The sequence below is a fragment of the Deltaproteobacteria bacterium genome (assembly GCA_016874775.1).
Lineage (GTDB): Bacteria > Desulfobacterota > Binatia > Bin18 > Bin18 > VGTJ01.
The window spans coordinates 1-22,470 of the sequence record VGTJ01000031.1 but is presented as its reverse complement, the minus strand read 5'-3'; the positions used below and the strand labels follow the sequence as shown (position 1 = coordinate 22,470).

Below are 22,470 nucleotides of genomic sequence, written 5' to 3'. Positions count from 1 at the left end.
AATGAGGGGTACCTATGAAAGATCTGCTGGCAATGAGTGATACCTCTCTTTGAGAAAATAATTCACTGCACACCTGTGTTTCTCGGTAGTGGTGACTACTCCACTGACAGCGCAGGCATCAGGACCCTTTCGCCTTACAAATGCAAGTCCTTTCGCGGACTGTCTGTATAGCAGCGCTCAAGCTGATCGACGGCTTGACGGAGGCGATCACTAGCCTCTTGTGGTACCTGGACCATGAGTTTGACGTATAAGTCACCACTTGTACTTGTTTTGCTATCGGTGATGCCTTTGCCTTTCAGTCGTAACGTCTGTCCGCTTTGACTACCTGCAGGAATCTTGAGTTTGACATCGCCATGCGGGGTTGGCACGGTAATACTCGCACCATGAACCGCTTCACCGATAGTGACTGGTACATCAAGGTACAAATCGAGTCCTTTACGAGTCAATGTCGGATGCGGCTGAATGCGAATTTCAAGATACAAATCTCCCGCAGGGCCGCCACTGCTCGACGCAGCGCCTTTGCCGGCTAAACGAATGCGGGTGCCTTCGTCGACACCGGCGGGAATCTTCACTGTCAGCTTCTCTGGGCTTGTGATACGCCCGCTGCCACCGCAATTGCTGCAGCCTCCAGGGCTCAACCTGCCAGACCCTCCACACCGTGCGCAGGTGCGGAAAAAAGCCATTGGACCAGCACCAACGCGGACTTGGCCTTGTCCGCCACACTCTGAGCAGGCAGCACTTGGGCGTCCAGCCCGCCCACCGGTGCCATGGCACGTTGGGCATGGACTTGGTCGTTGAAGAGAAATCGTTGTGTTGGTTCCGCGGATGGCATCGAGGAGGCCGAGGTCAAGAACATATTCAAGGTCTTGGGCAGGAGTGACACCTGGCTGAGTCTTGCCGCCTCCTCGTCCAAAGCCCCCGAGGTTGCCAAAAAGGTCACCAAAAATGTCTTCAAACCCAGGGCTGGAACTTGACGAGGAGCGGCTTCCACGTGGCCGTGAGGCAGACCGACGTGCACTCTGCTGCCATTGCTTGTGCGCCCGCATCTGCTCTGCATTAAAGCCGGGTTGGAGACCTTCCTCACCAAACTCGTCGTAGAGTTTACGTTTGGATTCATCACTGAGAACGTCATGGGCAAGCGAGACTTCCTTAAAGCGTTCTTCGGCTTGCTTGTTCCCCTGATTGACGTCGGGATGATACTTCCGTGCGAGCTGACGATAGGCTTTTTTAATCTCGTCAGTCGAGGCAGTCCGACTTACTCCTAAGACAGCGTATAAATCTTTTTTGGCCACTACTTAATCTCTTTAAGCTCTTTCGACTCTTCCATCCAAACTTTGCCAGCAGCGATTTCACGGAGGGAAGTCACTACTTCTTTATTATCCGAGCTGACAAGTGGACGTGCGCCTTTGAGCAATTCTTTTGCTCGGCGTGCAGCAATGACGATCAATTGAAAGCGGTTGGGGATCTTTTGCAGACAATCTTCAACAGTAATTCGTGCCACGTACATCCTCCTTCGTAAAATAGCTATCAGTTCTTAGCTGTCAGCTTCCAGCAGGCCAAGAAGCTGGCCTTCGCAAGCAGCAGCACTAAAGATGAAGGAGAAACCTCATTTTTTCTTCCCTAGCTAACTGCTGAAAGCTAATGGTTGACTACTTCCTGATATAATAACAAAGTAACACTGAATAGGGAGAAGTAAAGAAAGACGAGAGCAGGGGGTAGCGAAAGCTGCCCCGACCGAGTGATTGAAAAGATTCGGAGCAGAGATTGAGCAACGGAAGGCCTACACCTCTGCTACTGCAAAGGTTCGATAAGGGAGGTGAGCGCTCCTTACTCTTCATCTTCAGTGAAGGTATCGATCTCTCCTCCGCGTAGCGGACGCGGGGCAAAGTGCCCTTGGACAGAAGCTGCACTTGGCGGTGTCCATTGTTGCCCTTGGCCGGAGCCTTGGCCTGGGCGAGGCGCGCCGTTGTGTCCACGTGGGCTATTATGTCGCTGCTGATCATGGCGCCACGGTGGCTTTTGTCGTTGCTCTTGGTTGCCGCCTGGGTGTTTGAGACGATTGCCGATGAATCCCACCCGTTCTTCAATGCGTTTAAGCGAAGCAATGAGGGGGTTGAGGTGCTCCATCAGGTGACGCCGAATGAGATCTCCCACAATAGGTAAGACGGTTTCGGATTCAACGCTCCCGTCTGCAGAAACGGGCGGAGTGGTCTTCTGCAGATTTTGTACTTCCGCGGTCAGGGCCGACAAACTCGCTGTGACTTTCTCTTCGAGCGCACTGAGCCGTTCGGTAAGGACCTGCAGACTATCGACGCTGGGCTCGACGATTGGGGGAGGCGCAGTATCGGCGGCCTCTTTCGTCGCACGACTGCGTGGTTTGAGTGGAGCAGCGGTATTGCGGGGAGAGCTTGCGCGTTTGGTCGCCGTTGCGGACGCTACTTTCGCCATGGACATCCTTTCTCTGGAAGCTGCTTTGGTATGAATACGTCACAATAGGTGCGATGCATACTCCAGCAACTCCCCAAGTTTACGAATCTTACTAGCTCGTGCCGTTTTCTCCTCAGCCGGAGCAGCGGTGAATTCTTCGAGGTGGACCTTTAAGCTGTGTTCAATGGCAGCAACGCACGTTTGAAGGCACGCGTGCTCACGTTGTCGTCGACGAGCCTGGAGAATACTTTGGAAGGGGATGATCTCGGCCATGATTATTGTGAGCCACACTACCCGAGTGGATCACTCGGCAATGCGGGTGGCGGAGTGACGGAGCGCCAACCGCGTGTCGCGTACCATTCGATCTGCCGTGCCATGCCGAGGAGAATATTGACATCACGCTCCTCAAGACCAGCACGTCCGAACATCCGACGAAAAGCAAACATGATGTGCTCAGGATTGTCTTTGTGCAGGAATCCTATCTGTAATAATGCGTGTTTGAGCTTTTCGTACATCAGCTCTTGCTGTTCTGCAACTGCCAGGGGGCGTGAGGGGGCAGTGGCCTCTTCTTCTTGTGTTGCAAGAAACACCTCGTAACAGCAGAGCAGTACAGCTTGTGCAACATTCAGCGAGGGGTAAGCCGTATCGGTAGGGATCGTCATGAGCCGGTGACAATAGCGAAGTTCATCGTTTGATAAACCACTGTCTTCGCAGCCAAACATGAGCGCGACTCGGTTCGTGTGGGACATCGCGAAAATATGAGGTGCAAGCGCGCGAGGAGGAACGGTATCCTCACGATACAAGCCTGCACGGCAGGTGGTGCCGATGACCAGCCCACAATCTGCAACTGCTGCACCGACCGAAGAGTGAATTTGCATGTGATCGAGGACATCACGGGCATGGACGGCCATCATGTCTGCCTGATCACGTTGGAGCGGGGCGGGATTCACCAACGCCAAATCACTGAGCGAGAAGTTGCGCATGGCGCGAGCGACTGCACCGATATTTCCCGAATATTGCGGTCGGACAAGAACGATCCGCAGGTTCATGCGATTCATACACAGCTCTGGTCGCTTCCCTCACGCATGGGGACCGAGCGAGCAGCTCGTAATAGTTTCTTTCAGGCGCAGTTCAATAGGAACGAATGAGTCTCAGCTGATCTTAATGTTTACTTGCTGCTGTGGTTTGAGCATTGGCATTATTCCGCCGTTCTCGCAGCCAGCGAATGATCGCTTCTCGTTGGACGAATGGCCCGCGGCGACGAGTGTGATCACTTTCCCGATAGACAATGTCGGCTTCAAGCAACTCTTCGAGATATCGATGGAGAGGATAGGAATTTCCTTCTTCGCCCATTTCCTGCAGCAATTTACGCAAACGGTCGAGCCACTCGCCGTCGAGCTGAAGCTCGACACGTAAGGGCCGTCCTATAGCGAGGACTTTCGACCGAATGTTCTTTTCCATGTACTCACCATGTTGCACAGGCGATCGTAGTATTTCCCGATTCCGTCTGCTTTGCAAGTCCAGGGGCTCCTTTGGTAATAATTGTTGGTCCGCGTTGACCCGGTGTGAGTCATCGACTAGAACAGCAAAAGACCTGCTCACATCGTATCAGCGAATATCCCCTTATGAAAATTGTTGCGTTTGGCGACGTCCATATGGCAATTGCGCAGATGAGGAAAATTGCGGTCGAACTTGCGAGCGCTGACCTCATCATCCTTTCGGGGGATCTGACCCACTTCGGTGGTCGTGCCGACGCAGCAAAGGTAGTACACGCGGCGAGAACGTATTGCCGTCAGGTGCTGACGCTCCCAGGAAATGTAGATCAACCTGAAGTGCTCGATTTTCTGCAAACCGAACAGGTCAGTCTGCATCGTGAACATCGCCGCCTCGATGACTTGGCCATTTTTGGTTGTGGGGGATCGAACATCACTCCGTTTCGTACGCCGTTAGAGTATGAAGATGCGGAACTGGGAAGAATCCTCGCAGATGCGTATACCGGAGTAGCGGAGACTGCTCTTCAATTAATGGTGTGTCATACGCCTCCTTATGCAACCAAGCTCGATCGTTTGACAACTGGGATACCAGTCGGCAGCCAGGCGGTGCGGCAGTTCATCGAACAGCATCAGCCTCAGGTTTGCATTACTGGACACATTCACGAATCGCCAGGCGTTGATGCCATTGGTCGTACGAAAATTCTCAACGCTGGCCCCTTTGCGGCTGGAGGGTACATTGTTGCATGGTGCCACGATGGAACTCTCGATGCTGAGTTGCGATTTACCTCATAGTCATCAAACACGAATACCTATCTGCAATGGCCACACTGCTTTCGAGTTCTATCACCCACCCTCCGCACCGTTATGATCAAGCTGAGGTCATCGCGGCTTTACCGCTGTGGCTCAGTGCCGACCGCCGATTGCTGACCCTCGCACAGCGGGTGTTTGAAAACGCAGCCGTGCAGACCCGTTACGGCTGTCGCCCGTTGCTCGACTTAGCGCACCCACTGTCTGTGACAGAAACAAGCCAATTGTATCGACAGTATGCGTGTCAACTCGGAGAGCATGTCGTTCGTGAAAGTTTAGCCCGCGCCAATGTCGCCGCGAGTGACGTACACCTCATCATTACTACTTCATGTACCGGATTCATGATCCCGTCACTTGATGCATATCTGGCAAATACGTTGGGTTTTTCAGCGCATGTGAAGCGTTTGCCGGTAACGGAGCTTGGCTGTGCGGCTGGAGGTGTCGCCCTCGCGCGGGCGTTTGATTACCTGCAGGCATTCCCTCATCACACGGTGTTGGTTGTTGCCGTCGAACTTCCGTCGCTGACGTTTCAGTTTCAAGATTTTTCCCCAGCCAATGTCGTTTCAAGTGCACTCTTTGGTGATGGAGCTGCGGCGATTGTATTGTCGGCGCAGCCGCTGTCTGGCCAGCCGCGGATTCTCGCGACGGAGAGCACGCTCTTTCCGCAGACCACTGAGGTTATGGGGTTCGACCTGCGCGATTCTGGATTTCATATCGTTCTCTCTGCAGAAATTCCCGAGTTGGTCAGTGCAGAAGTCCCGCAACTCGTCGCGCGATTCCTCGCTGCCCAAGGATTAACCGTTGGTGATATGTCGCACTTTCTCCTGCACCCAGGTGGAAGACGAGTGCTTGAGGGGTTGGTGGAATGCTTGGGGATTGCGTCAGAGCAGGCAACCGTGAGCAAAAATATCTTACGGGACTACGGGAATCTGTCCTCGGCGTCGGTGCTTTATATTCTTGATCGATTCTTGACGACAGAACGAACCCAGGCTGGGGATCTTGGTTTACTGCTCGCATTTGGGCCGGGGTTTAGTGCGGAGTCGGTATTGTTGCGGTGGGAGTAGAAATTTGAGTTGACGGTTCGATGTTTAAGGTTCAAAGTGCAGAGGACGTGACAGCTGCATTTCTTATGGGGATTGTGACGTTGACCCTCTCTCGTCATCCGCTTTCGTTTCATGAAGCAATTGCATATTGGTATTTGCTGCTCCTAGCTGGCTTTGCTAGCCTGCGCCTCGTTGAACTGTGGATCTCTACCCATCATCAAACTCGCTTATTCGCTGAAGGGGCGACGAAAGCTCGCGAGCCCGTCTATCCGGTGATGGTTGGAGTTCATGTGGCCCTCTTTGTTGGTAGTGCAGTAGAAACAATTGTCTGTCAGCGCCCGTTCATATCGTGGTTGGGTGGACCGATGTTGGTACTTCTTGCGCTTTGTCTGCTCGGTCGAGTGTGGGTATGGCGCAGTTTAGGTGAGCAGTGGAACGTACAAATTGTGACTTCTTCGCGTCCTATTGTTGACACTGGTCCGTATCGCTATGTGCGTCATCCCAATTACACGATCGTGATTGTTGAAATGCTTGCGTTACCTCTGGTTCATACTGCATACCTGACCGCTCTTGTCTGTTCTGCGGTCAATGCCTTGGTGCTCCGGGAGCGTATTCGTCGAGAAGAGGCGGCGTTGTTTACGCGTCAAGAATACGCTGCCAAGATGGCCATGAAACCGCGGTTGCTACCCTTCTCAGCGCGAGTGCGTTGATGCTGCTCCTCGCACGGAAAAATCTCCTTATTCATAAAGGTCGCTTCTTGTTAGCGATTACTGGTATCTGTAGCGCGGTCATTTTGGTTCTCTTGTTGATGGGGCTCTACGATGGCTGGCGAGAACACATGGCTGCCTATCTGAATCATGTAAAGACCGACATCTGGATCGGGCAGAAAGGGGCGTACGATCTCTTTCAGACCGTGTCGTTTCTCCCGGCTGAAGGTGAGGAGATGTTACGCGATGCGGATGGGATCAAGAAAGTTTCACCATTTGTTGGTCGACTGATGACCGTCGAGATCAGACGACAGAAACGACATAGCTTCATTGTCGGTGCGGTAGATGGCGACAGCGGGCCGGTTGAAGTGATACAGGGGTCGGCTGCATTGCAGGATGGGGAAATCATTATTGACGAAGTGTTCGCGCGCAAAGAGCGAGTCACTGAAGGTGATAGTATCATCGTCAAGGACAAGTCGTTACGTATTGTCGGTATCGCTCGCGGTGGTAACTGTTTTCTGTATCAATATGCGTTTGTGACGCTAGCTCAGGCGAGGCAGCTCTTCAGTATGGATGGGTTGGTGAATTACTTTCTGGTGCAACTTGCACCTGATGTATCCGTTGCTGAAGCGGTGAAACAGATCGAAGAAACCTCGTCTGCTGTTTCTGTCTTTCCTAAAGCGCAGTTTACTGCCAATACACTTTCCCTGACCGGCGATAATTTTCTTCCTATTCTCCGGGTACTAGAAGTCATAGGTATTCTTGTTGGCACAATCATCATTGGTCTGACCGTTTCGACGCTCACTGCCGAACGCAGTGCTGAGTATGGTGTGCTCAAGGCGATTGGGGCACCGACTCGCACCTTGTACTGGACAGCGATTCAGCAAGCATTGCTGTGTGGTCTATGTGGTTGGCTGATCGGAGTCCCTGCGAGTTGGGGAGTGATGGCGATCGCGCAGTATTTCGTGCCGCAGTTCCCGGCTGTGACATACCCGCATCATGCGCTCTGGATGCTAGGCGGAACAATTGCGATGAGTTTCGTTGCTACGGTGTTTCCCATTCGACGCATTGCTCGGATTGATCCCTTATTGGCGTTCAAAGGCTAAAACAAGAGACGAGAGGCTGGAGACGTGAGACGAGTAACGTTCCATCTACGAAGCGAAACCCTATGACAGAATTCTCCCAAGTCCCAAGCCCCAAGTCCCAAGCCCCAGAGGTCGTCTGTCTTCACGAAGTCTGCAAGATATACGGCACTGGCGAGACCGCTGTGCGAGCCGTTGATAGTGTCAATCTGCGTGTTCCTGGTGGAGAACTGGTGCTGATTCTTGGTCCGTCAGGGGCAGGAAAGACGACATTGCTTTCTCTTATTGGTGGATTGCTGCAGCCGACAAGTGGAGTTGTACGCGTTGCGGGCTGTGACCTTGGCCAACTTTCTTCCACTGCACTGGCGGATTTGCGATTGCGACAGATTGGTTTCGTCTTCCAGTTTTTTCAGTTATTTGCTGCTCTCACAGCGCGTGAGAATGTTGAAGTCCCACTACGACTTGCCGGGAGTGGCGCTCGCGAAGCGCGCGAACAAGCTGAGACTCTCCTAGAACGGTTCGGCTTGGGTCGACGCGTGTCACATCGCCCGCAAGACTTATCCGGTGGAGAGAAACAACGCGTGGCCCTCGCTCGTGCTCTCGCTTTACATCCCCCTCTTATCGTTGCCGACGAACCCACTGGCAGTTTAGACTCACGCAACGGAGAAGAGGTGATTCGCCTGTTGCGGCAATTGGTTGATGCGGAACAACGCACGGTGTTGGTCGCAAGCCATGATCAACGCATTGTCCAGGTTGCGACGCGAGTCTTTCAGTGTGAGGATGGTCGCCTGGCTGAGATTACAGCTTCTCAAGGGTGCACTGCTGTGTAGATGCGATGCGCTAAATCGGACCACCCGAGATTGGTACACTTTGGGTTGTCCCCAGAGAGACTCTAGCGTGCGCATAGCGCACGGGAAGCAAAACTGGCAAGCGCAGCGTACGCACAGCGCACCCTACCTCAACTGTACGAATGTTCCGTGGTCCGATGTGGGAATCCCCGCGTGGCCGACCAGTCAGCGTTCACGTACCCGTGGTACGGCCGTTAGCTACGCTTTGCGCCACTATACCGCGCCAGGGCACTATGCCACTGGCTTTCCAGTGCGTTGCTTTCCTCTTCGGATAGTGCCTGCACACGGGGATGGCCATCCAACAACACGCCTTCGACCGGATGGACATACCGTTTGAGCGTGTCTGAATAAAATACAATCACACCACCAGGGATGAGGTGGTTGGATGAGAAGTAATAGGGCGATTGTGTCCGATAAGCGCGCATAGACCGATACTCCTTTCGCGTTCAAGGGCCAGACCAGTATGACGTCGGCCTGGCACGCCCCTCACGTGTTGTTCGTGACGTGAGAGCTGGAAGCTGCAGTGCTCCAACCCTCTCCGTCTTTGCTTCTGTTGTCACGGTCGTCCATCGTTCTGGTAACGGTCGCGGTCCACAAAAGAACGGCCACCGTTGTCATGGTCACGCCGCTCGGTCCTGCTGACACGCTTCGTGCAGCCTGCGCTACACTTAGCGTCGGTTGAGTCGTCTCCGCTCGGTAGATGAAGCGCGATGCGACGCCGGAGATCGCGTGCGGCTCATAAACGTATCGTCGCGGGAGGGCAACTGCGCCAGGACCTGCGGGGCGAGGATCGCTCCAAGGGTTAAGATCGGTGAAAAGCCCGCGATCGCGGCCATCGCGCTCAAGGCACCGGCCCGCGTCCAGTCAATGGCATTCCCTGCCTCCTCATTCGTCACCAGTTGTTGCAAGGTATAAAGCACGCGGGAATAGTCGCCGGTGGGTTCTGCTTTGCCATTTTCCCATCGATTCACCGTCGCAAAACTTACGCCCAGAATCCGCGCAAACGCTTCCTGGGTCAGTTGCAAACGGGTACGTAACGCTTTGATTGCCTCCGGTGTCATAGCGCTATGGTCGTGGCATTGTTGCCACCGCCTCCTCAAGCTGCCGTGGGCGTCGCACCTCAGTTGCGAGCCCGAGTCGCTCCAGCATCACAATCACCCACCACCCAACGTCGACTTGGGCCCCGGTCCAGCCCAGTCGTGCGGACCCAGGGCGGGCATGATGGTTGCGATGCCAATTTTCTCCTTGGAATAAATGCCAGAACGCCAGCCAATAGACATTGCGGCTCGAATCTTCGCCCGGCTGTGCGCCGGATCGGAGGTGACTCACGCTGTTGACAAAACACTGGCCATGCAGCGCGAACACCAATCGAATCGCCCCCAGCCAGAAAAAGGCCGCCAGGCTGATCATTCCACCGCTCAGGTAGGACATCGCCAGAAGTGGTACATGCAGTAGCGTCCACAACCGATACGACGGCGTATTCAGTTCTGGGCAGTACCGTTGCGGTGCCGCCTGCTCAGCCTGCCATAACCAGCGGAGATGCGCCCACCAAAACCCACCAATGCGGGGGCTCGACACATCCGCAGCAGTATCGGCGGTGGCGTGATGCAAGCGGTGATTGGCCGTCCAGGAACGTGGCGCTCCCGAACCGTTATACAGTGCAAAGAAGATCAATATGTGACGTACTATGGGGTGCAGGCGCAACGCCCGATGCGCCAAGGTCCGGTGATAGCAGACCGTCGTGCCAATCCCACCGAGCCAGGTCAGCAGCACCGCGGTCAGAAAGAGCGACCACCCAGGCAGCGGATAGAGGAACAATCCAAGTCCTGCTGTGGTATGCAGCAGCACGATCCATACCAGCACCATACGCTCACTCGGTTGCGCCTGCCACCACGGCCATTGCCAGGGAGGAGTTCCAGAAGAAGGGAGGACAATCATCGACATGCGTACATGTACGTCCTTTTATAAAGAAAAATATAACAGTTGCTATGTTGTTATTTATAGCATAAGGTTGGTCGTAACAAGCCCTACATTTCGGCATCTCACGCCATCACGGCGGCGGAACAGTCAGTCCCCGCCGTAACGCCTGTGTGGGTCGTTCGCGTGCGAACCGCAGTACGGCACAATCGTGATTTAACGCTCTACGAAAAAAGGACACTATGTTGACCATACCATCGGCTATTTCACGCGCTCGCACTCCTGGTGGTGTCCCCACATCGCTCGTTCCCGCCGTGACAACTGGGGGAAAGCCACAACGCATACATTGGGTTGATGACCATATCCTGCCGGAGCAATTTTTCGGTCCTCGTGCGAGTGTCGGTGGGCGATGTCCCGAGGCCGCGCTTATGCGTGCGATACTCGAAGATGCGCTCTTGTGCGTACAAGGGCGCTTTCTCTCGATGGGACGGCGAGGCCGCCGGTTAGCGCAAGAAGCGGAGGCCTGGGTGCTGAGTGATGACACCCACTGGCCCTTTGCGTTTGTCGCTATCTGTGAAGTCCTTGGCCTGGAGCCTGCGGCGGTCCGGGAAGCCGTACAGCGCTGGCGGTGCGACCCCAGCAAGACACCGCCACAGAAGAGTCGCCGTGCTGTTACCGTCCCGCGGGCTCTGCGATCGAGTGCCTGACGACGTTGGGCAGAGAAGGAAGCGCGCTGATACGTCCCTCGTACCTGGACGACCTCAGCGCTTATTCCGTGAACACTCATAGCTAGCGGTTGAGGACACTAGCCGACAAGGAGAGCACGATGGAGTCCAGGCCATCACCAACGACAACCACGGAGGAGCGTCTTGGAGAATCTCCCTCTCCCAGTCTCCTGCCGTGTGGAAAGTGTGGACATGTCGGGAAACTGTAGCGATGGCGGACGCTGACGTTCTGTCGCGCGTGCTTATGTTTCTCGCGCCGAACCCCACGATTTGTTACCGCGCGCGAAGCGTAGTACGACTGCTCGCAGCACGCGGCACGGTCTGTTTTGCGACGCGAATCTGGAGAGGAATCCCGGTGCTATGACTGAATCTCTGACACTCAGGTGTCCTCTGTGCGTTTGGCTTGCTCACAGCCTGAGCGGAAAGGGAGGAAACGATGCCTAATGTCCTGCTCGTCTATCCTAAGTTCCCCGTGTCCTATTGGGGGTTTCAGTTTGCCATGGAGTTCGTCGGCAGAAAGGCTTTTATGCCGCCGCTTGGCTTGGTGACGGTGGCAGGGATGTTTCCCCGTGACACTTATACCCTCCGCGTCGTAGACATGAATGTGGAGCCCTTGACGGACACCCATCTGGCCTGGGCGGACGTGGTGATGACATCAACCATGATTGTCCAACAGGAGTCCCTCTACGACGTGGTGCGGCGATGTAATAACAAAGGGATTCCCATTGTGGCCGGTGGTCCACACCCTACGTCCTACTATCAGGACATCAAACGGGATTTAGGAGCACGGCACAGAATAGATCACTATCTGTTTGGCGAGGTGGAAGCGACCTTTTCCTCCTTCCTGGACGACCTTGCCCGCGGCGAAGCGCACGAAGTGTATCACGAACGACGCAGACCAGATGGCAAAGCCGTGAAGCCGGATCTCGGCACCACACCGTTGCCCCGCTATGATCTGTTGGACTTGGAAGCGTATCATATGGCGACCGTGCAGTTTTGCCGCGGCTGCCCCTGGGAATGTGAATGGTGTGATATTACCACGCTGTTTGGTCGGGTCACACGCACGAAAACCAACGCCCAGATGCTCAGTGAGTTTCAGCTTCTGTACGATCTCGGCTGGCGAGGCCCGGTGTTTCTCGTCGATGATAATTTTATCGGCAATCGGCGCAATGCTTTGCGTTTGTTGCCGGAACTCGCGCAGTGGCAGCAGGCGCATGACTATCCCTTTCCTTTGTGTACCGAAGCGAGTGTAGATCTGGTTGAACATCCAGAGCTGCTGCACGCCCTGCCAGAGGCAGGGTTCAATCTGATTTTCTGCGGGATTGAAACCCTGAGCCTCGAAGCACTCCTGACGATGAAAAAGCGGCAGAACACGCGCAAGGCTCACGGTGACTATGAAGAACACTATCTGTTACATGCCGTACGGAAAATTCAGGCACAAGGAATTGAGGTGGCCGCTGGCTTCATCTTAGGCGCGGATGGTGACACCGAAGCCGCGTTCGACGCGCACATCGAGTTTATTCAAACAGCGGGTGTAGTCATGGCGATGGAAGGGTTGTTGACGGTCCTCAAGGAGACCGGGCTCTATAAGCGCTTAGAACACGAGGGACGCTTACTGCACGAATCGAGCGGGAATAATGTCAGTGCGACACTGAACTTCATACCGCAACTTGACCGTGAAACCTTGATTACCGGGTACAAGCGGGTGCTGGCGACGCTCTACGATCCAACGTTGCGCAATTACTTCGAGCGGTGCTGGGTGCTGATCCAGCATTTACCCGCGGCGCAGTATCGCGTGCGATCGGTTGGTGGTCGGGAGGTGAAAGCCTTCTTGAAAACCCTGTGGCGGCAGCTCTGCTCGCGGCAGGGGGCAGCGTATGCACGTTTCTTGGCGCGAGTGCTGTGGCATCGACCACAGATGTTTCCCGAAGCCGTCCGTTGTGCCATCGAAGGTTATCATTTCGAGAAAGTCACTAGACACGTGGTCGCTGGCTAAGCTGGTTCTCATGTCGGACATGCCCTATGTCTCCCCTTTACCCTTCCACTTTCTGCAATGTCACATCCGTGGAGGACAGCAGCTCACGTACGGTGTGGATCTTATATTCTTTCTCGTAAAAGATACGTTTGATGCCAGTGTTGATCAACACTTTGAGGCAATGAATGCACGGGGTATGGGTAACGTAGATGTCGGCATCACGGATGCTGACGCCATTTTTCGCAGCTTGGGCGATAGCGTTAATCTCTGCGTGAATCGTGCGATAACAATTCTCTTCGTTCTCACCGGTCGGTGTCTTTGATTGATAAATCAGGCAGCCGACTTCAGTACAGTGAGGCAGGCCAGCTGGCGCACCGTTGTAGCCACTAGCGAGAATGTTCTTATCACGAACGATGACGGCGCCGACTTTGGCTCGATTACACGTCGAGCGTTCGGCAACCTGCCGCGTGATGGTGAGAAAATACTGGTCCCAGGAAGGTCGTTGGCTCATGGTCGATAAAAAATGCGAAACGATGACGGTGTCACCTTGTGAGTGTCTTTCGGAGCATATGAAATCACGGTGATTTCTTCCTCTTCTAGAGAACCCTTTGGCTCAACAATCATTAATGGAGCTGACATGAATGTCAGCACAAATAACCCGACGGTTCCCCATGCATAGAGCTTACGTCGAGGATCGAGGGTGGAATACATATCGTGTGTCGGAGGATGATCGATCCCCAGAAGTGATAGCAAAGCGACCCAAAAGAACCAGCCTACCCATCCTTGAAAGCCCAGGAAAAAGATCAACGCGAGGAACCCTCGCGAGATCCAGCGATGAAAACGTCCGAATAAAGCATAGGTCACGTGGCCACCATCGAGTTGCCCTACAGGAAGCAAGTTCAAAAAGGTCACAAACAGCCCAAACCAGCCAGCCAACGCAATCGGATGGAGTTCGATATTGACATCGTTGCCTGACACCCCGAGCACGAGCCGGGTCAAGAGGGAAAACAGGAACGAGTCGCCTAAATAGAGGCCGCCATCGAGAGGGCTCAGTGGTCGAACTTTCGAGAGGGCCAAACCAATGATCACGGCGGGGATCGCAACCAGCACGCCACCCCAAGGGCCAGCAGCGCCAATGTCAAAGAGGGTGCGTCGATCGGTTGGGACCGAGCGCATGCGGATAAATGCTCCGAAGGTCCCGATCGGAAGAAGTGGGAATGGGGGAGCGGGGAGAAAATAGGGAAGACTCGCCTGGACTCCATGTTTACGGGCAAACAGATAATGGCCCATTTCATGACACAGCAAAATCAGCATCAGAGGGATAGCAAAAGAAAGCCCGTGTACGAGTTCCTCTGGATGGGCCAAGACCCCAAGAACCAATGTGGAGATACTGGTGACGGGATACGCTCCCTTTTGCAGTGCGCCCGCGAGGGTTGTCGTTGCAAAGGTGAGCAGGAACAAGACGAGGTGCAGCAGGAGTCGTTGTGGTTCCGGACGAACGATGAGATGTGGAAAAGACTGGGGAGAAGGGTGATAGCCATTCAGGGTTCCGGTTTCAGGCCGGTCCAATGGCGGCATCGGGAGTGACATATGAAGTTATGTTATCCTTACACGAACCATAGTGCCAATTGGTGTCCGCAACTGTTGCGCTGCTGAACCATTACGTACCGCGATTTCTAACATCCCCCAGCTATTGATCAGGGCCACGGTTGCCCCTAGTGGTACCGATGCATAGGTTGCAACCAGCCCCTGAATTTTTACCGCGCCGATGCTAACCCAAAGGGTTTCTCTTGGAAAGGGGAGCAGGTCTGCTTCCGCGATGTTGGTTATCAGATTGCCGAAATGATCGATGGCTATGACGCTTCCTATGAGTTCGGTTTCTGTTCGTTCGACACGTGGCAAAGAGAGTCGCTCTATTGAAGGGATGGTTAGTCCTAGCGCTTCAGGTGGGACACCGCGTGACAGATGTGCCGCAACAGGAGCAAACACATCGCGCCCATGAAACGTCGAGCTGAGCTGCGGTAAAAAATATTGTGAGTTGGTGAGGTGAATAATTCGGACAATCGACTCTGGTGGTACCGCAAGGCTCAGCAATCCATTATCCGGGCTCACAAACAATGCTTCTTGAGTCTCAATGATAACTGCTCGACGCTGACTCCCAACACCGGGATCAACAACCGCGACATGAATGCTGCCTGCTGGAAAGAACGATACTGCACTGCGTAAAACTAATGCTCCGGCGAGAACGTCTTGTGGTGGGACATCATGCGAAAGGTCGACCAGTTGAACTCCTGGCGCAATTCCCAGAATCACACCTTTCATGATGCCGACAAATGCATCACGAGTGCCGAAGTCGGTAAGGAGAGTGATGATGGGAGGGGTGGAAGAGCTACGAGGCATTCCTAAAAGCTTTTGGGACTTTTTGTTCGGCAGAGGCAAAGAAGCTTTTTCCTGCCGTCTGCTGATGACTATCTCCCTTTTGAGAGCTTATACACCAGCGATCCTTTGGCGATACGATCGCCAGCCGGTGAAGTGACATCAATGTCAACGAAGACGACGCTTCTTCCGCGCCGCACAACCTGTGCTTCGGCAGTGAGGTCGACCGCCTCTGCTGCCGCCAAATAGTTGACAGTCATAGTTGCTGTCGCACCACGAGTGATCTCAGGGGGAACATTTGACCACACGGCAACGACACCGGCGCTATCGACGAGCGAGGCAATCGCTCCACCATGGACAACCTGTCCCTCAGTCCGTAAGCCAAGATGAAACGGCATCCGCATACGGCAGAAGTCCAGGCGTACTTCCTCAATCTGGAGACCAAGAACTGTGAAAAATGGCTCTGCGATCCGGTCACGAAAAATTGCGGTTTTGTCTTGTTGCATGATGCATTGCTCTTCTCTTGTAGGCGGTCAGCAATCAGCTATCAGCGGTCAGCCTATTCGTCACTCATTACGCGTCACTGCTTTTGCCCTACCATCGTGGCATTTCCAGCAGCTTAATACCCAGGGCATTCTTCCCAACCAACTCCCGCATCCGCGCATTGGAAAACGGATGATTGGTGCCAGCACGAACATCACGGTAGTAACGTTCAAGTGGATGCTTTTTGAAAATGCCAACTGAACCGACAATTTCCATAGAGAGATCGACAATACGAATCGCGTTATTGGTGGCAACATATTTGGGCATGCATACGCGGGCGAGACCGTCTTCTCCTTCAAATCGCTCTCCTGCCACCCATGCCTTTGCCGTCTCTAACGTGAACGCACGAGTTGAGGCAAGCAGCATCTCTGCTTCCGCGACGGCGAACTGTACGCCAGGCAGATATTTGATTGAACGGGGAAGCGGCATCGGCTGGTGCCGGTTGGAAAATTCCTTGGCAAAGTTGAGTGCAGCGATAGCGACACCAGTATAAATCGAGGCAACACTGAGAGAGAACCACGCAAAGAGATTGACGTCTTCAGGGAGAATTTCACCGATCGGACGAATTCGCACGGCATGATCGAGTGGGACACGACAGTCAGTGATAATCAGGTCATGACTTGCCGTGGCTCGCATCCCCATTGCATTCCAATTCTCGACAATTTGTAGCCCTGGTGTTCCTTTTGGCACGAGAAATGTCCCCCCGAGCAGTCCTGCGTCTGGATCTTGGACGGTCACTAAGACCATGAATAAATCGATCACTGGGGACAAGCTGGTAAATGCCTTACGTCCGTTGAGGACGTAGGAATCCCCATCTTTCATCGCACGAGTGAGAAACAATCCCCAGTTCCCTCCGGTTTCAGGTTCGGTGAGGCCACCGCCCATAATCTGCCGTTGGTGTCCCATTGCATTGAGAAAACCCTGGGTTTCTGGACGTTTATCATCGCCACGATCAATCATTGAGCCAAGACCGAACAGATGCATATTGATTGCGAGTGCGGTTGCTCCACAGCCTTGGGCGAGTCGTTCTTGGCACAAACAGAAATCCACCAAATCCGCTCCAAGTCCACCGTATGACTCGGGCAGCACCAGTGCTGAGTAGCCTGTGTCCTTTAGGTGCTGGATATTCTCAAAAGGAAACGAATTGTTTTGATCATGTTCAGCCGCGCGGGTAACAAAGTCGTCGGCAAGTTCACCAGCCAAGGTCAGTAAACGGGTTCGTTTCTTGTTCTGAGCGCTCACGTAGGGATAACCTCCATCATGTGGCAGTAGATTTTAGAATATGGAAACACTGCCCCCAGAGGAAGGGGTTGTGTGTGGATCGGTTTGATGTGCAGGAGATCGTGTCATTGGTTGATAAGGGAAGAAGGAGACCGCGACCAGAATGTACAGCAAACAACCCATCACGATGAATAGTGAGCTGTCCATAAACTTTGCTGGACCGATCTCAACGTGTTTACTGCCTTGTTTCCAGCGTAAAAAGAAGACCACGGGGATGGTGATTGCGAGCGCGATAGCGGCGGGATAGATCGCAAACGTTGGTGGGGTTCGTGTGACACCAGCGTCCATATAGGGTTTCAGGCGAAAGCCTGTCACTATCGCAGCGCTAAACACAGAGATCGCGGTAAGTCCGAGTCCAATGAGTTGGTTCATAGACGGGAAACTCTATGCCGTTTTTTTTCGTGCGTCTAGCAAATAGTAGCGGGACTTGTCTGCCCAGGGAAAGCCGGATAAGCCGGAAGAAAAATTACGGACAATCCAACACTCATGAAAATCTCATCTGTCGAGTTTGCCGGAGCGGCCACCCAACCTGGTGGTGCTCCTCGCTTACCATACCCTGAAATTGCCTTTGCTGGGCGCTCGAACGTCGGCAAGTCTTCGCTAATCAACAAATTGTTAGAGCGAAAGATTGCCCGTACAAGCTCAACACCAGGGCGTACGCAGCAACTCAATTTCTTTGTTGTGAATGACAATCTCACGTTTGTCGATTTGCCCGGCTACGGCTACGCCAAAGTATCAAAGCAGGATCGCCAACACTGGCGACAGTTGATTGAGGACTATCTGGTGAACGCCCGGAACCTTCGTGGCGTCATTATCATCGTCGATGCTCGTCGCGGGCCAGAAGCGGAAGAAGAAGCGTTGTGTAATTTTCTTACGCATCACCAGCGCCCGTTCCTGATCGTCGCAACAAAGAGTGATAAGCTCAAACGCTCAGAATTAGAGAAGCAGCGGAAAGTCTTAACCGATCAGCTTGATGGCTACGAACCGCTCCTCTTTTCAGCAGAGAATAGCGTGGGAAAAGAGGAACTGTGGCAGGCGATTGAGGAACTTACCGCGGAGAACGGGAAACGTGTGACGTAGTGCGTGTTGCGTAAAACGTGATACATAATCCTGAGGCACGCAATACGATTCGCGCACCACGATTTTTCCTATGCCCCAAGTCTCTGTCATCATCCCGACCTATAATCGCTGTGAGTTCGTACGTGAGGCCATCGCTTCGGTTGTGGCACAGTCTTTTTCTGATTTCGAGCTGATCGTCGTTGATGACGGTTCGGACGATGGAACTGTAGAGACGGTGCGAGAGTTTGCCGGTATTTGTTATGTCTGGCAGCCGAACCGTGGGGTATCGGCGGCACGGAACTACGGAGTTTCGTTAAGTTCCGGCGAGTTGATTGCTTTTCTCGACTCGGATGACTTGTGGCAGCCGCAGAAACTCGAACACCAAGTGAGGTTCATGGCTGAGCAGCAAGACGTACAGATTTGTCAGACTGAAGAAATCTGGTTGCGCAACGGGGTGCGCGTCAATCAACACAATAAGCATCGCAAGAGTGGGGGTGATATCTTCGCTCGGAGTCTCGAACTGTGCTTGGTGAGCCCCTCAGCAGTGATGCTGCGGCGCGGGCTGTTTGAGCGAATGGCTGGTTTTGACGAATCTCTCCCTGCCTGTGAAGATTATGATTTATGGTTACGCATTGCTGCAACGCTCCCGGTGCATTTGATTGAGACACCGCTAGTGATTAAACGCGGCGGACATGCGGACCAGCTCTCGCATCAGTTTTGGGGCATGGACCGTTTTCGCGTCGCAGCACTGTGTAAACTACTAGAGTCTGGTGTCCTCTCTGAAGAACAACGACAACAAGCGGAGAGCGTTCTGCGAAAGAAGTGTAGAATTCTGGCGCAAGGAGCGAAAAAACGAGGGCAGGCTGGGGAACAGTATCATGCAGTAGCGCAACAATTTTGTCGGGGCGTATAGCTGCCCCGACGACCGAGAGGTCTTCATTGTCTGGTATTGCGAACTCACTCGTTACTTACGCCCGAGAGAAGCACCTCTCCACGCCAACACTACAGCGCTGGCAATCCTGGAGTGAGGAGGATCAGGCGGCTTTGCTGCCGATTGCAAGAGAGCTGCAACTCAACGAGAACCAGCTTCGTGATTTTCTCGACTGGTTAGAAGAAATCGTCGCACGTGACGGTGTGACGATACGGGGCGTTCTGGGGCGCCCTGAGTTGCAACACCCTCTTGAAACGAAACTCTCGCGCAATGACAAATTGAAAGCGGTGAAAGACGCCCTGCGAAAGCTCCGCTATCCACGTCTTTCACAATTGGAAGACGACCTCCGTGCCGCGATTAAGGCGCTAGACCTTGGCAACCGGGTGCGTGTATCATTCCCCGCGGCTTTAGAAGGGAACGAGATTACGATCGAGATCAAAGCACGTACGAGTGAAGAGGTGAGAGATACCGTCCTGCAGTTACAGCAGAAGCTCGAGGATGGTTCTCTGCAAAGGGTGTTCGATCTTCTCGATGAAATCTAAAACAAGTAGTCAGTAGCCAGTATTCAGCAGTCAGTAGAATGTAGCGAAGCATGAAACTCTATCAACCTAACGAAATCCTTATCGAGCAAGGAGAAGAGAACGCTCCTGTTGTGCAACGAGTGCGTGCTCGCCTTCCTCACGTTCCTGTGCGGATTGTCGAGAGAGGTTGGGAACGTGACGGGCTTCCGCCGCTTGAAGGGGACACGTTCTCGGCGGGTAAGAAGCGACTCCTATTCACCCGCCAACGCTCGACCTTCTTAGAACATTGCCCGGCAGGGACGAGTGGCCTGGTCTGTTGTAACTATCTTGTGGTGAGTTTGATCTCGAACTGCCCGATGGATTGCAGCTACTGTTTCTTGCAAGAATATCTGGCGAATAATCCAACCCTCAAAGTATACACGAACGTTGACGATCTACTGTCACAAGTTGCCACTGCAATCGATCGTCACCCCTCACAACAATTCCGCATTGGCACTGGCGAACTTTCTGATAGCCTTGCGCTCGACCCGTTGCTTGGGTTCTCCGCTCATCTGGTGCCTTTTTTTGCCGAGCGAAAAAACGCTTTGCTGGAATTGAAAACCAAAACTGATTGTATTGATGCACTGCTCACACTTGACCCCAAAGATCGAGTGGTAGTTGCGTGGTCGATGACTCCGCCTGACATTGTGAATACCGAAGAACACGGGACTGCCTCGTTTGCCGCTCGCCTTGCTGCCGCACAACGAGTGCAAGAGGCTGGCTATAGACTTGGTTTCCACTTCGATCCTTTGATCGAGTACCCCGATTGGGAACGGGGCTATTACGAAGTGATCTCACGGATCTTTTCAACTATCGATCCCCAGCGCGTTGCCTGGGTAAGCCTCGGCAGTTTGCGGATGACGCCAGCATTGCGCAGCACTGTACGGCGGCGATTCCCGCAAACGCGTATCCTTTCAGGAGAGCAAGTCGTTTGCGCTGATGGCAAATGGCGTACGTTTCAGGCTCTACGAGTGAAGATGTACCGCACGATTCTGGGGTGGCTCAAAGAAGCTGCACCACACGTTCCACATTATATGTGTATGGAAACTGCCGCAGTATGGGAGAAGGTGATCGGCTACACACCGAGTTGTGATAAGGATGTGGCAAGAACATTGATTGGAGGAATAGGCTAAAGGCTACAGGCTAAAGGCTTTAGGGCCTCCCCGCTCTTCCCCTGTAGCCTGTAGCCTATGGCCTGTAGCCTATTTATTCATGCCTTTTTTCCGCAGCCTCACGTCTGATCTTGATCCCCAAGTTATCATCATTTCGTTAATGACCCTGGTAATCATGCTGGGATCGAGCGTGATCTCCCCCGTGCTGCCACTCATCGCGCAAGAATTTGGTGTTTCGTATGCAGGAGCAGGGGCGTTAGTTGCGGCATTTGCCCTTGGACGTATCCCGTTCGATTTCATTGGTGGTGCTGCGGTCGATCGTTGGAGCCCACGTCTGATCGCCTGTGGTGGTGCAGCCATTGTCGCTGTCTCTGCGGCATTGTCAGTGGTAGCGAAAAGTTTTTCTGCGCTGTTGTGGTATCGACTGATTGGCGGGATTGGCTCTGCTCTCTTCACCATTACAGCGATGGCTTTTCTTGCTCGCACGGTCGCGCCCCAGCGCATGGGGCAAGCGATGGGCTTCTACCAGAGTATGCTATTAGTTGGGGTGTCTATCGGCCCTGGGGTCGGTGGTTTCGCGGCAAGCTTCTTTCACGACCTACGTGCACCATTCTGGGCGATGTCTGTCTTATCACTCGTTGTTGCTATTGTCGGGATGTGGTGGATTGGCGAATTCCCTCCGGCCTCAGCACGTGAAGCAGCCGCTCGGCAAGATTCTACTCGCGAGGTGTTATCGCAACTCTTACGTGATTGGACTTTTGTGTTTGCCTGTCTATTGACCTTTCTCCTTTTTGGCATTCGGTCGGGCATTAGCCTTAATCTCATGCCACTTTTCGCGCAGGAGAAAATAGGTCTGGGTGAAACAGGGATCGGTGTAGCTCAGTCGCTGTGTTCACTCGCTAACTTGTGTGTACTGTGGCATGCGGGGCGGTTACTCGATAACGCTGGGCGTCGATGGGTCACGCTTGTCAGTTTGTGGGCAACGGTACTGACCATCTTGCTGTATCCGTGGGCGAACTCGTATGCACTATTGATGTTTGCCAGTATCGCGTTTGGTGCTGCCATTGGCTATCTCGGGCCTGCTCCTGCGGCTGTAATTGCCGACCTCACTCCACCAGGCAAAGCGGGAACTGTTATGGGTGTCTATCGCGGAGCTGGCGACACAGGTCTACTGCTCGGGCCGGTTGTTGCTGGGTGGCTTGCCGGGCACCTTGGTTTTACCCTTGCTTTTGTGGTGACTGCCGGATGGACGGCTCTCGTTGCCGTAATGGGAATTGGTACACGCGAAACCCTACGGGCAAAGTAAGACGAGCTATGCCCACCAAAGTATCCGATATACGCAGCTTGCTTTATTTGCACGCTTGAGTCCTACACACCCTGACTGAGAGAACCTTGCATATTTCTTTGGCTTCGTTTTATAAAGACCCCTTTGGTGCATGGGGGGAAGGGACCGTGGCTGGCCTGATGAACGAAGAGGAAACACGAGAGGCAGGAAGGAGGAAAGAGCGACACCCGATTTGTTCCGCGGGAGCAAGCAAAGAAGGTCTTGTGAGCGAGCAGCGATGGAGCTAAGAGCGACATAGG

General features: G+C 53.6%; 26 protein-coding genes. 12 read left to right on the top strand and 14 right to left on the bottom strand.

The window, feature by feature from the left end:
- Positions 1-134: 134 nt before the first annotated feature.
- From dnaJ to FJ147_07485, 5 genes are all read right to left on the bottom strand, one after another.
- Positions 135-1,292, bottom strand: coding sequence for a molecular chaperone DnaJ (dnaJ, locus tag FJ147_07505; GenBank protein ID MBM4255728.1), 1,158 nt, complete (start codon positions 1,290-1,292; stop codon positions 135-137).
- Positions 1,292-1,501: a DNA-directed RNA polymerase subunit omega gene (locus FJ147_07500; protein ID MBM4255727.1), complete on the bottom strand. Its 210-nt coding sequence runs from the start codon at positions 1,499-1,501 to the stop codon at positions 1,292-1,294. The genes dnaJ and FJ147_07500 overlap by 1 nt, the downstream gene beginning before the upstream one ends.
- Before the next feature lie 326 nt (positions 1,502-1,827).
- The gene (locus FJ147_07495; GenBank protein ID MBM4255726.1) at positions 1,828-2,448 is read right to left on the bottom strand and encodes a hypothetical protein; all 621 of its coding nucleotides are present in this window, start codon (positions 2,446-2,448) and stop codon (positions 1,828-1,830) included.
- Positions 2,449-2,717: 269 nt separating this feature from the next.
- Entirely contained in the window at positions 2,718-3,485 is a 768-nt protein-coding gene (locus FJ147_07490) for an RNA methyltransferase (GenBank protein ID MBM4255725.1), read from the bottom strand.
- Between the two features lie 103 nt (positions 3,486-3,588).
- A complete protein-coding gene (locus tag FJ147_07485; protein ID MBM4255724.1) occupies positions 3,589-3,888 on the bottom strand; it encodes a hypothetical protein in 300 nt (99 codons plus the stop codon).
- Positions 3,889-4,052: 164 nt separating this feature from the next.
- On the opposite strand from FJ147_07485, the gene FJ147_07480 reads away from it, so the two are divergent.
- The 5 genes from FJ147_07480 (at position 4,053) to FJ147_07460 (ending at position 8,389) form a co-directional block, all read left to right on the top strand.
- Entirely contained in the window at positions 4,053-4,712 is a 660-nt protein-coding gene (locus FJ147_07480; GenBank protein ID MBM4255723.1) for a hypothetical protein, read from the top strand.
- Positions 4,713-4,738: 26 nt separating this feature from the next.
- Entirely contained in the window at positions 4,739-5,791 is a 1,053-nt protein-coding gene (locus FJ147_07475) for a type III polyketide synthase (protein MBM4255722.1), read from the top strand.
- Between the two features lie 65 nt (positions 5,792-5,856).
- Positions 5,857-6,480 (top strand): hypothetical protein, encoded by a 624-nt coding sequence (locus tag FJ147_07470; protein ID MBM4255721.1) that lies wholly within the window; start codon positions 5,857-5,859, stop codon positions 6,478-6,480.
- On the top strand, positions 6,480-7,583 hold the full coding sequence (locus FJ147_07465) for an FtsX-like permease family protein (protein MBM4255720.1): 1,104 nt from the start codon (positions 6,480-6,482) through the stop codon (positions 7,581-7,583). Before FJ147_07470 ends, FJ147_07465 begins: the two co-directional genes overlap by 1 nt.
- A 62-nt stretch (positions 7,584-7,645) precedes the next feature.
- Positions 7,646-8,389 carry an ABC transporter ATP-binding protein gene (locus FJ147_07460; GenBank protein ID MBM4255719.1) on the top strand — a complete coding sequence of 248 codons (744 nt, stop codon included), beginning with the start codon at positions 7,646-7,648 and terminating at the stop codon, positions 8,387-8,389.
- A gap of 212 nt (positions 8,390-8,601) precedes the next feature.
- Here FJ147_07460 and FJ147_07455 read toward each other — a convergent pair whose 3' ends face one another.
- The 3 genes from FJ147_07455 to FJ147_07445 all read right to left on the bottom strand — a co-directional run bounded on the left by FJ147_07455 (position 8,602) and on the right by FJ147_07445 (position 10,351).
- Positions 8,602-8,832 carry a hypothetical protein gene (locus tag FJ147_07455; GenBank protein MBM4255718.1) on the bottom strand — a complete coding sequence of 77 codons (231 nt, stop codon included), beginning with the start codon at positions 8,830-8,832 and terminating at the stop codon, positions 8,602-8,604.
- Positions 8,833-9,075: 243 nt separating this feature from the next.
- Positions 9,076-9,468, bottom strand: a complete 393-nt coding sequence (locus tag FJ147_07450) for a helix-turn-helix domain-containing protein (protein ID MBM4255717.1) — start codon at positions 9,466-9,468, stop codon at positions 9,076-9,078.
- Positions 9,469-9,472: 4 nt separating this feature from the next.
- A complete protein-coding gene (locus FJ147_07445) occupies positions 9,473-10,351 on the bottom strand; it encodes a hypothetical protein (protein ID MBM4255716.1) in 879 nt (292 codons plus the stop codon).
- 215 nt (positions 10,352-10,566) lie between these two features.
- On the opposite strand from FJ147_07445, the gene FJ147_07440 reads away from it, so the two are divergent.
- Both FJ147_07440 and FJ147_07435 read left to right on the top strand, forming a co-directional pair.
- The gene (locus FJ147_07440) at positions 10,567-11,031 is read left to right on the top strand and encodes a hypothetical protein (GenBank protein ID MBM4255715.1); all 465 of its coding nucleotides are present in this window, start codon (positions 10,567-10,569) and stop codon (positions 11,029-11,031) included.
- A 454-nt stretch (positions 11,032-11,485) separates the two neighbouring features.
- On the top strand, positions 11,486-13,045 hold the full coding sequence (locus FJ147_07435) for a B12-binding domain-containing radical SAM protein (GenBank protein MBM4255714.1): 1,560 nt from the start codon (positions 11,486-11,488) through the stop codon (positions 13,043-13,045).
- A gap of 37 nt (positions 13,046-13,082) precedes the next feature.
- On the opposite strand, the gene FJ147_07430 is transcribed toward FJ147_07435, so the two are convergent.
- From FJ147_07430 to FJ147_07405, 6 genes are all read right to left on the bottom strand, one after another.
- Positions 13,083-13,535 (bottom strand): dCMP deaminase, encoded by a 453-nt coding sequence (locus FJ147_07430; protein MBM4255713.1) that lies wholly within the window; start codon positions 13,533-13,535, stop codon positions 13,083-13,085.
- A complete protein-coding gene (locus FJ147_07425; protein ID MBM4255712.1) occupies positions 13,532-14,614 on the bottom strand; it encodes a site-2 protease family protein in 1,083 nt (360 codons plus the stop codon). Before FJ147_07425 ends, FJ147_07430 begins: the two co-directional genes overlap by 4 nt.
- Positions 14,615-14,620: 6 nt before the next feature.
- Entirely contained in the window at positions 14,621-15,424 is an 804-nt protein-coding gene (locus FJ147_07420) for an SAM-dependent chlorinase/fluorinase (protein ID MBM4255711.1), read from the bottom strand.
- A gap of 68 nt (positions 15,425-15,492) precedes the next feature.
- Positions 15,493-15,906, bottom strand: a complete 414-nt coding sequence (locus FJ147_07415) for a PaaI family thioesterase (protein ID MBM4255710.1) — start codon at positions 15,904-15,906, stop codon at positions 15,493-15,495.
- An 88-nt stretch (positions 15,907-15,994) separates the two neighbouring features.
- Positions 15,995-17,185, bottom strand: coding sequence for an acyl-CoA dehydrogenase (locus FJ147_07410; GenBank protein ID MBM4255709.1), 1,191 nt, complete (start codon positions 17,183-17,185; stop codon positions 15,995-15,997).
- A 33-nt stretch (positions 17,186-17,218) separates the two neighbouring features.
- Positions 17,219-17,596 carry a hypothetical protein gene (locus FJ147_07405; protein MBM4255708.1) on the bottom strand — a complete coding sequence of 126 codons (378 nt, stop codon included), beginning with the start codon at positions 17,594-17,596 and terminating at the stop codon, positions 17,219-17,221.
- Between the two features lie 114 nt (positions 17,597-17,710).
- On the opposite strand from FJ147_07405, the gene FJ147_07400 reads away from it, so the two are divergent.
- From FJ147_07400 to FJ147_07380, 5 genes are all read left to right on the top strand, one after another.
- On the top strand, positions 17,711-18,304 hold the full coding sequence (locus tag FJ147_07400; protein ID MBM4255707.1) for a YihA family ribosome biogenesis GTP-binding protein: 594 nt from the start codon (positions 17,711-17,713) through the stop codon (positions 18,302-18,304).
- Positions 18,305-18,374: 70 nt separating this feature from the next.
- The gene (locus FJ147_07395) at positions 18,375-19,196 is read left to right on the top strand and encodes a glycosyltransferase (GenBank protein MBM4255706.1); all 822 of its coding nucleotides are present in this window, start codon (positions 18,375-18,377) and stop codon (positions 19,194-19,196) included.
- A 131-nt stretch (positions 19,197-19,327) separates the two neighbouring features.
- A complete protein-coding gene (locus tag FJ147_07390; protein ID MBM4255705.1) occupies positions 19,328-19,756 on the top strand; it encodes a hypothetical protein in 429 nt (142 codons plus the stop codon).
- Between the two features lie 50 nt (positions 19,757-19,806).
- A complete protein-coding gene (locus tag FJ147_07385; GenBank protein ID MBM4255704.1) occupies positions 19,807-20,907 on the top strand; it encodes a radical SAM protein in 1,101 nt (366 codons plus the stop codon).
- A gap of 79 nt (positions 20,908-20,986) precedes the next feature.
- On the top strand, positions 20,987-22,192 hold the full coding sequence (locus FJ147_07380) for an MFS transporter (protein MBM4255703.1): 1,206 nt from the start codon (positions 20,987-20,989) through the stop codon (positions 22,190-22,192).
- The last annotated feature ends 278 nt before the right edge of the window (positions 22,193-22,470 follow it).

Bases quoted from the DNA above. Each gene is read 5' to 3' on its own strand.
- FJ147_07495 (MBM4255726.1), bottom strand. From the start codon at position 2,448: ATGGCGAAAGTAGCGTCCGCAACGGCGACCAAACGCGCAAGCTCTCCC.
- FJ147_07490 (MBM4255725.1), bottom strand. From the start codon at position 3,485: ATGAATCGCATGAACCTGCGGATCGTTCTTGTCCGACCGCAATATTCG.
- FJ147_07485 (MBM4255724.1), bottom strand. From the start codon at position 3,888: ATGGAAAAGAACATTCGGTCGAAAGTCCTCGCTATAGGACGGCCCTTA.
- FJ147_07480 (MBM4255723.1), top strand. From the start codon at position 4,053: ATGAAAATTGTTGCGTTTGGCGACGTCCATATGGCAATTGCGCAGATG.
- FJ147_07475 (MBM4255722.1), top strand. From the start codon at position 4,739: ATGGCCACACTGCTTTCGAGTTCTATCACCCACCCTCCGCACCGTTAT.
- FJ147_07470 (MBM4255721.1), top strand. From the start codon at position 5,857: ATGGGGATTGTGACGTTGACCCTCTCTCGTCATCCGCTTTCGTTTCAT.
- FJ147_07465 (MBM4255720.1), top strand. From the start codon at position 6,480: ATGCTGCTCCTCGCACGGAAAAATCTCCTTATTCATAAAGGTCGCTTC.
- FJ147_07460 (MBM4255719.1), top strand. From the start codon at position 7,646: ATGACAGAATTCTCCCAAGTCCCAAGCCCCAAGTCCCAAGCCCCAGAG.
- FJ147_07455 (MBM4255718.1), bottom strand. From the start codon at position 8,832: ATGCGCGCTTATCGGACACAATCGCCCTATTACTTCTCATCCAACCAC.
- FJ147_07450 (MBM4255717.1), bottom strand. From the start codon at position 9,468: ATGACACCGGAGGCAATCAAAGCGTTACGTACCCGTTTGCAACTGACC.
- FJ147_07445 (MBM4255716.1), bottom strand. From the start codon at position 10,351: ATGTCGATGATTGTCCTCCCTTCTTCTGGAACTCCTCCCTGGCAATGG.
- FJ147_07440 (MBM4255715.1), top strand. From the start codon at position 10,567: ATGTTGACCATACCATCGGCTATTTCACGCGCTCGCACTCCTGGTGGT.
- FJ147_07435 (MBM4255714.1), top strand. From the start codon at position 11,486: ATGCCTAATGTCCTGCTCGTCTATCCTAAGTTCCCCGTGTCCTATTGG.
- FJ147_07430 (MBM4255713.1), bottom strand. From the start codon at position 13,535: ATGAGCCAACGACCTTCCTGGGACCAGTATTTTCTCACCATCACGCGG.
- FJ147_07425 (MBM4255712.1), bottom strand. From the start codon at position 14,614: ATGTCACTCCCGATGCCGCCATTGGACCGGCCTGAAACCGGAACCCTG.
- FJ147_07420 (MBM4255711.1), bottom strand. From the start codon at position 15,424: ATGCCTCGTAGCTCTTCCACCCCTCCCATCATCACTCTCCTTACCGAC.
- FJ147_07415 (MBM4255710.1), bottom strand. From the start codon at position 15,906: ATGCAACAAGACAAAACCGCAATTTTTCGTGACCGGATCGCAGAGCCA.
- FJ147_07405 (MBM4255708.1), bottom strand. From the start codon at position 17,596: ATGAACCAACTCATTGGACTCGGACTTACCGCGATCTCTGTGTTTAGC.
- FJ147_07400 (MBM4255707.1), top strand. From the start codon at position 17,711: ATGAAAATCTCATCTGTCGAGTTTGCCGGAGCGGCCACCCAACCTGGT.
- FJ147_07395 (MBM4255706.1), top strand. From the start codon at position 18,375: ATGCCCCAAGTCTCTGTCATCATCCCGACCTATAATCGCTGTGAGTTC.
- FJ147_07385 (MBM4255704.1), top strand. From the start codon at position 19,807: ATGAAACTCTATCAACCTAACGAAATCCTTATCGAGCAAGGAGAAGAG.
- FJ147_07380 (MBM4255703.1), top strand. From the start codon at position 20,987: ATGCCTTTTTTCCGCAGCCTCACGTCTGATCTTGATCCCCAAGTTATC.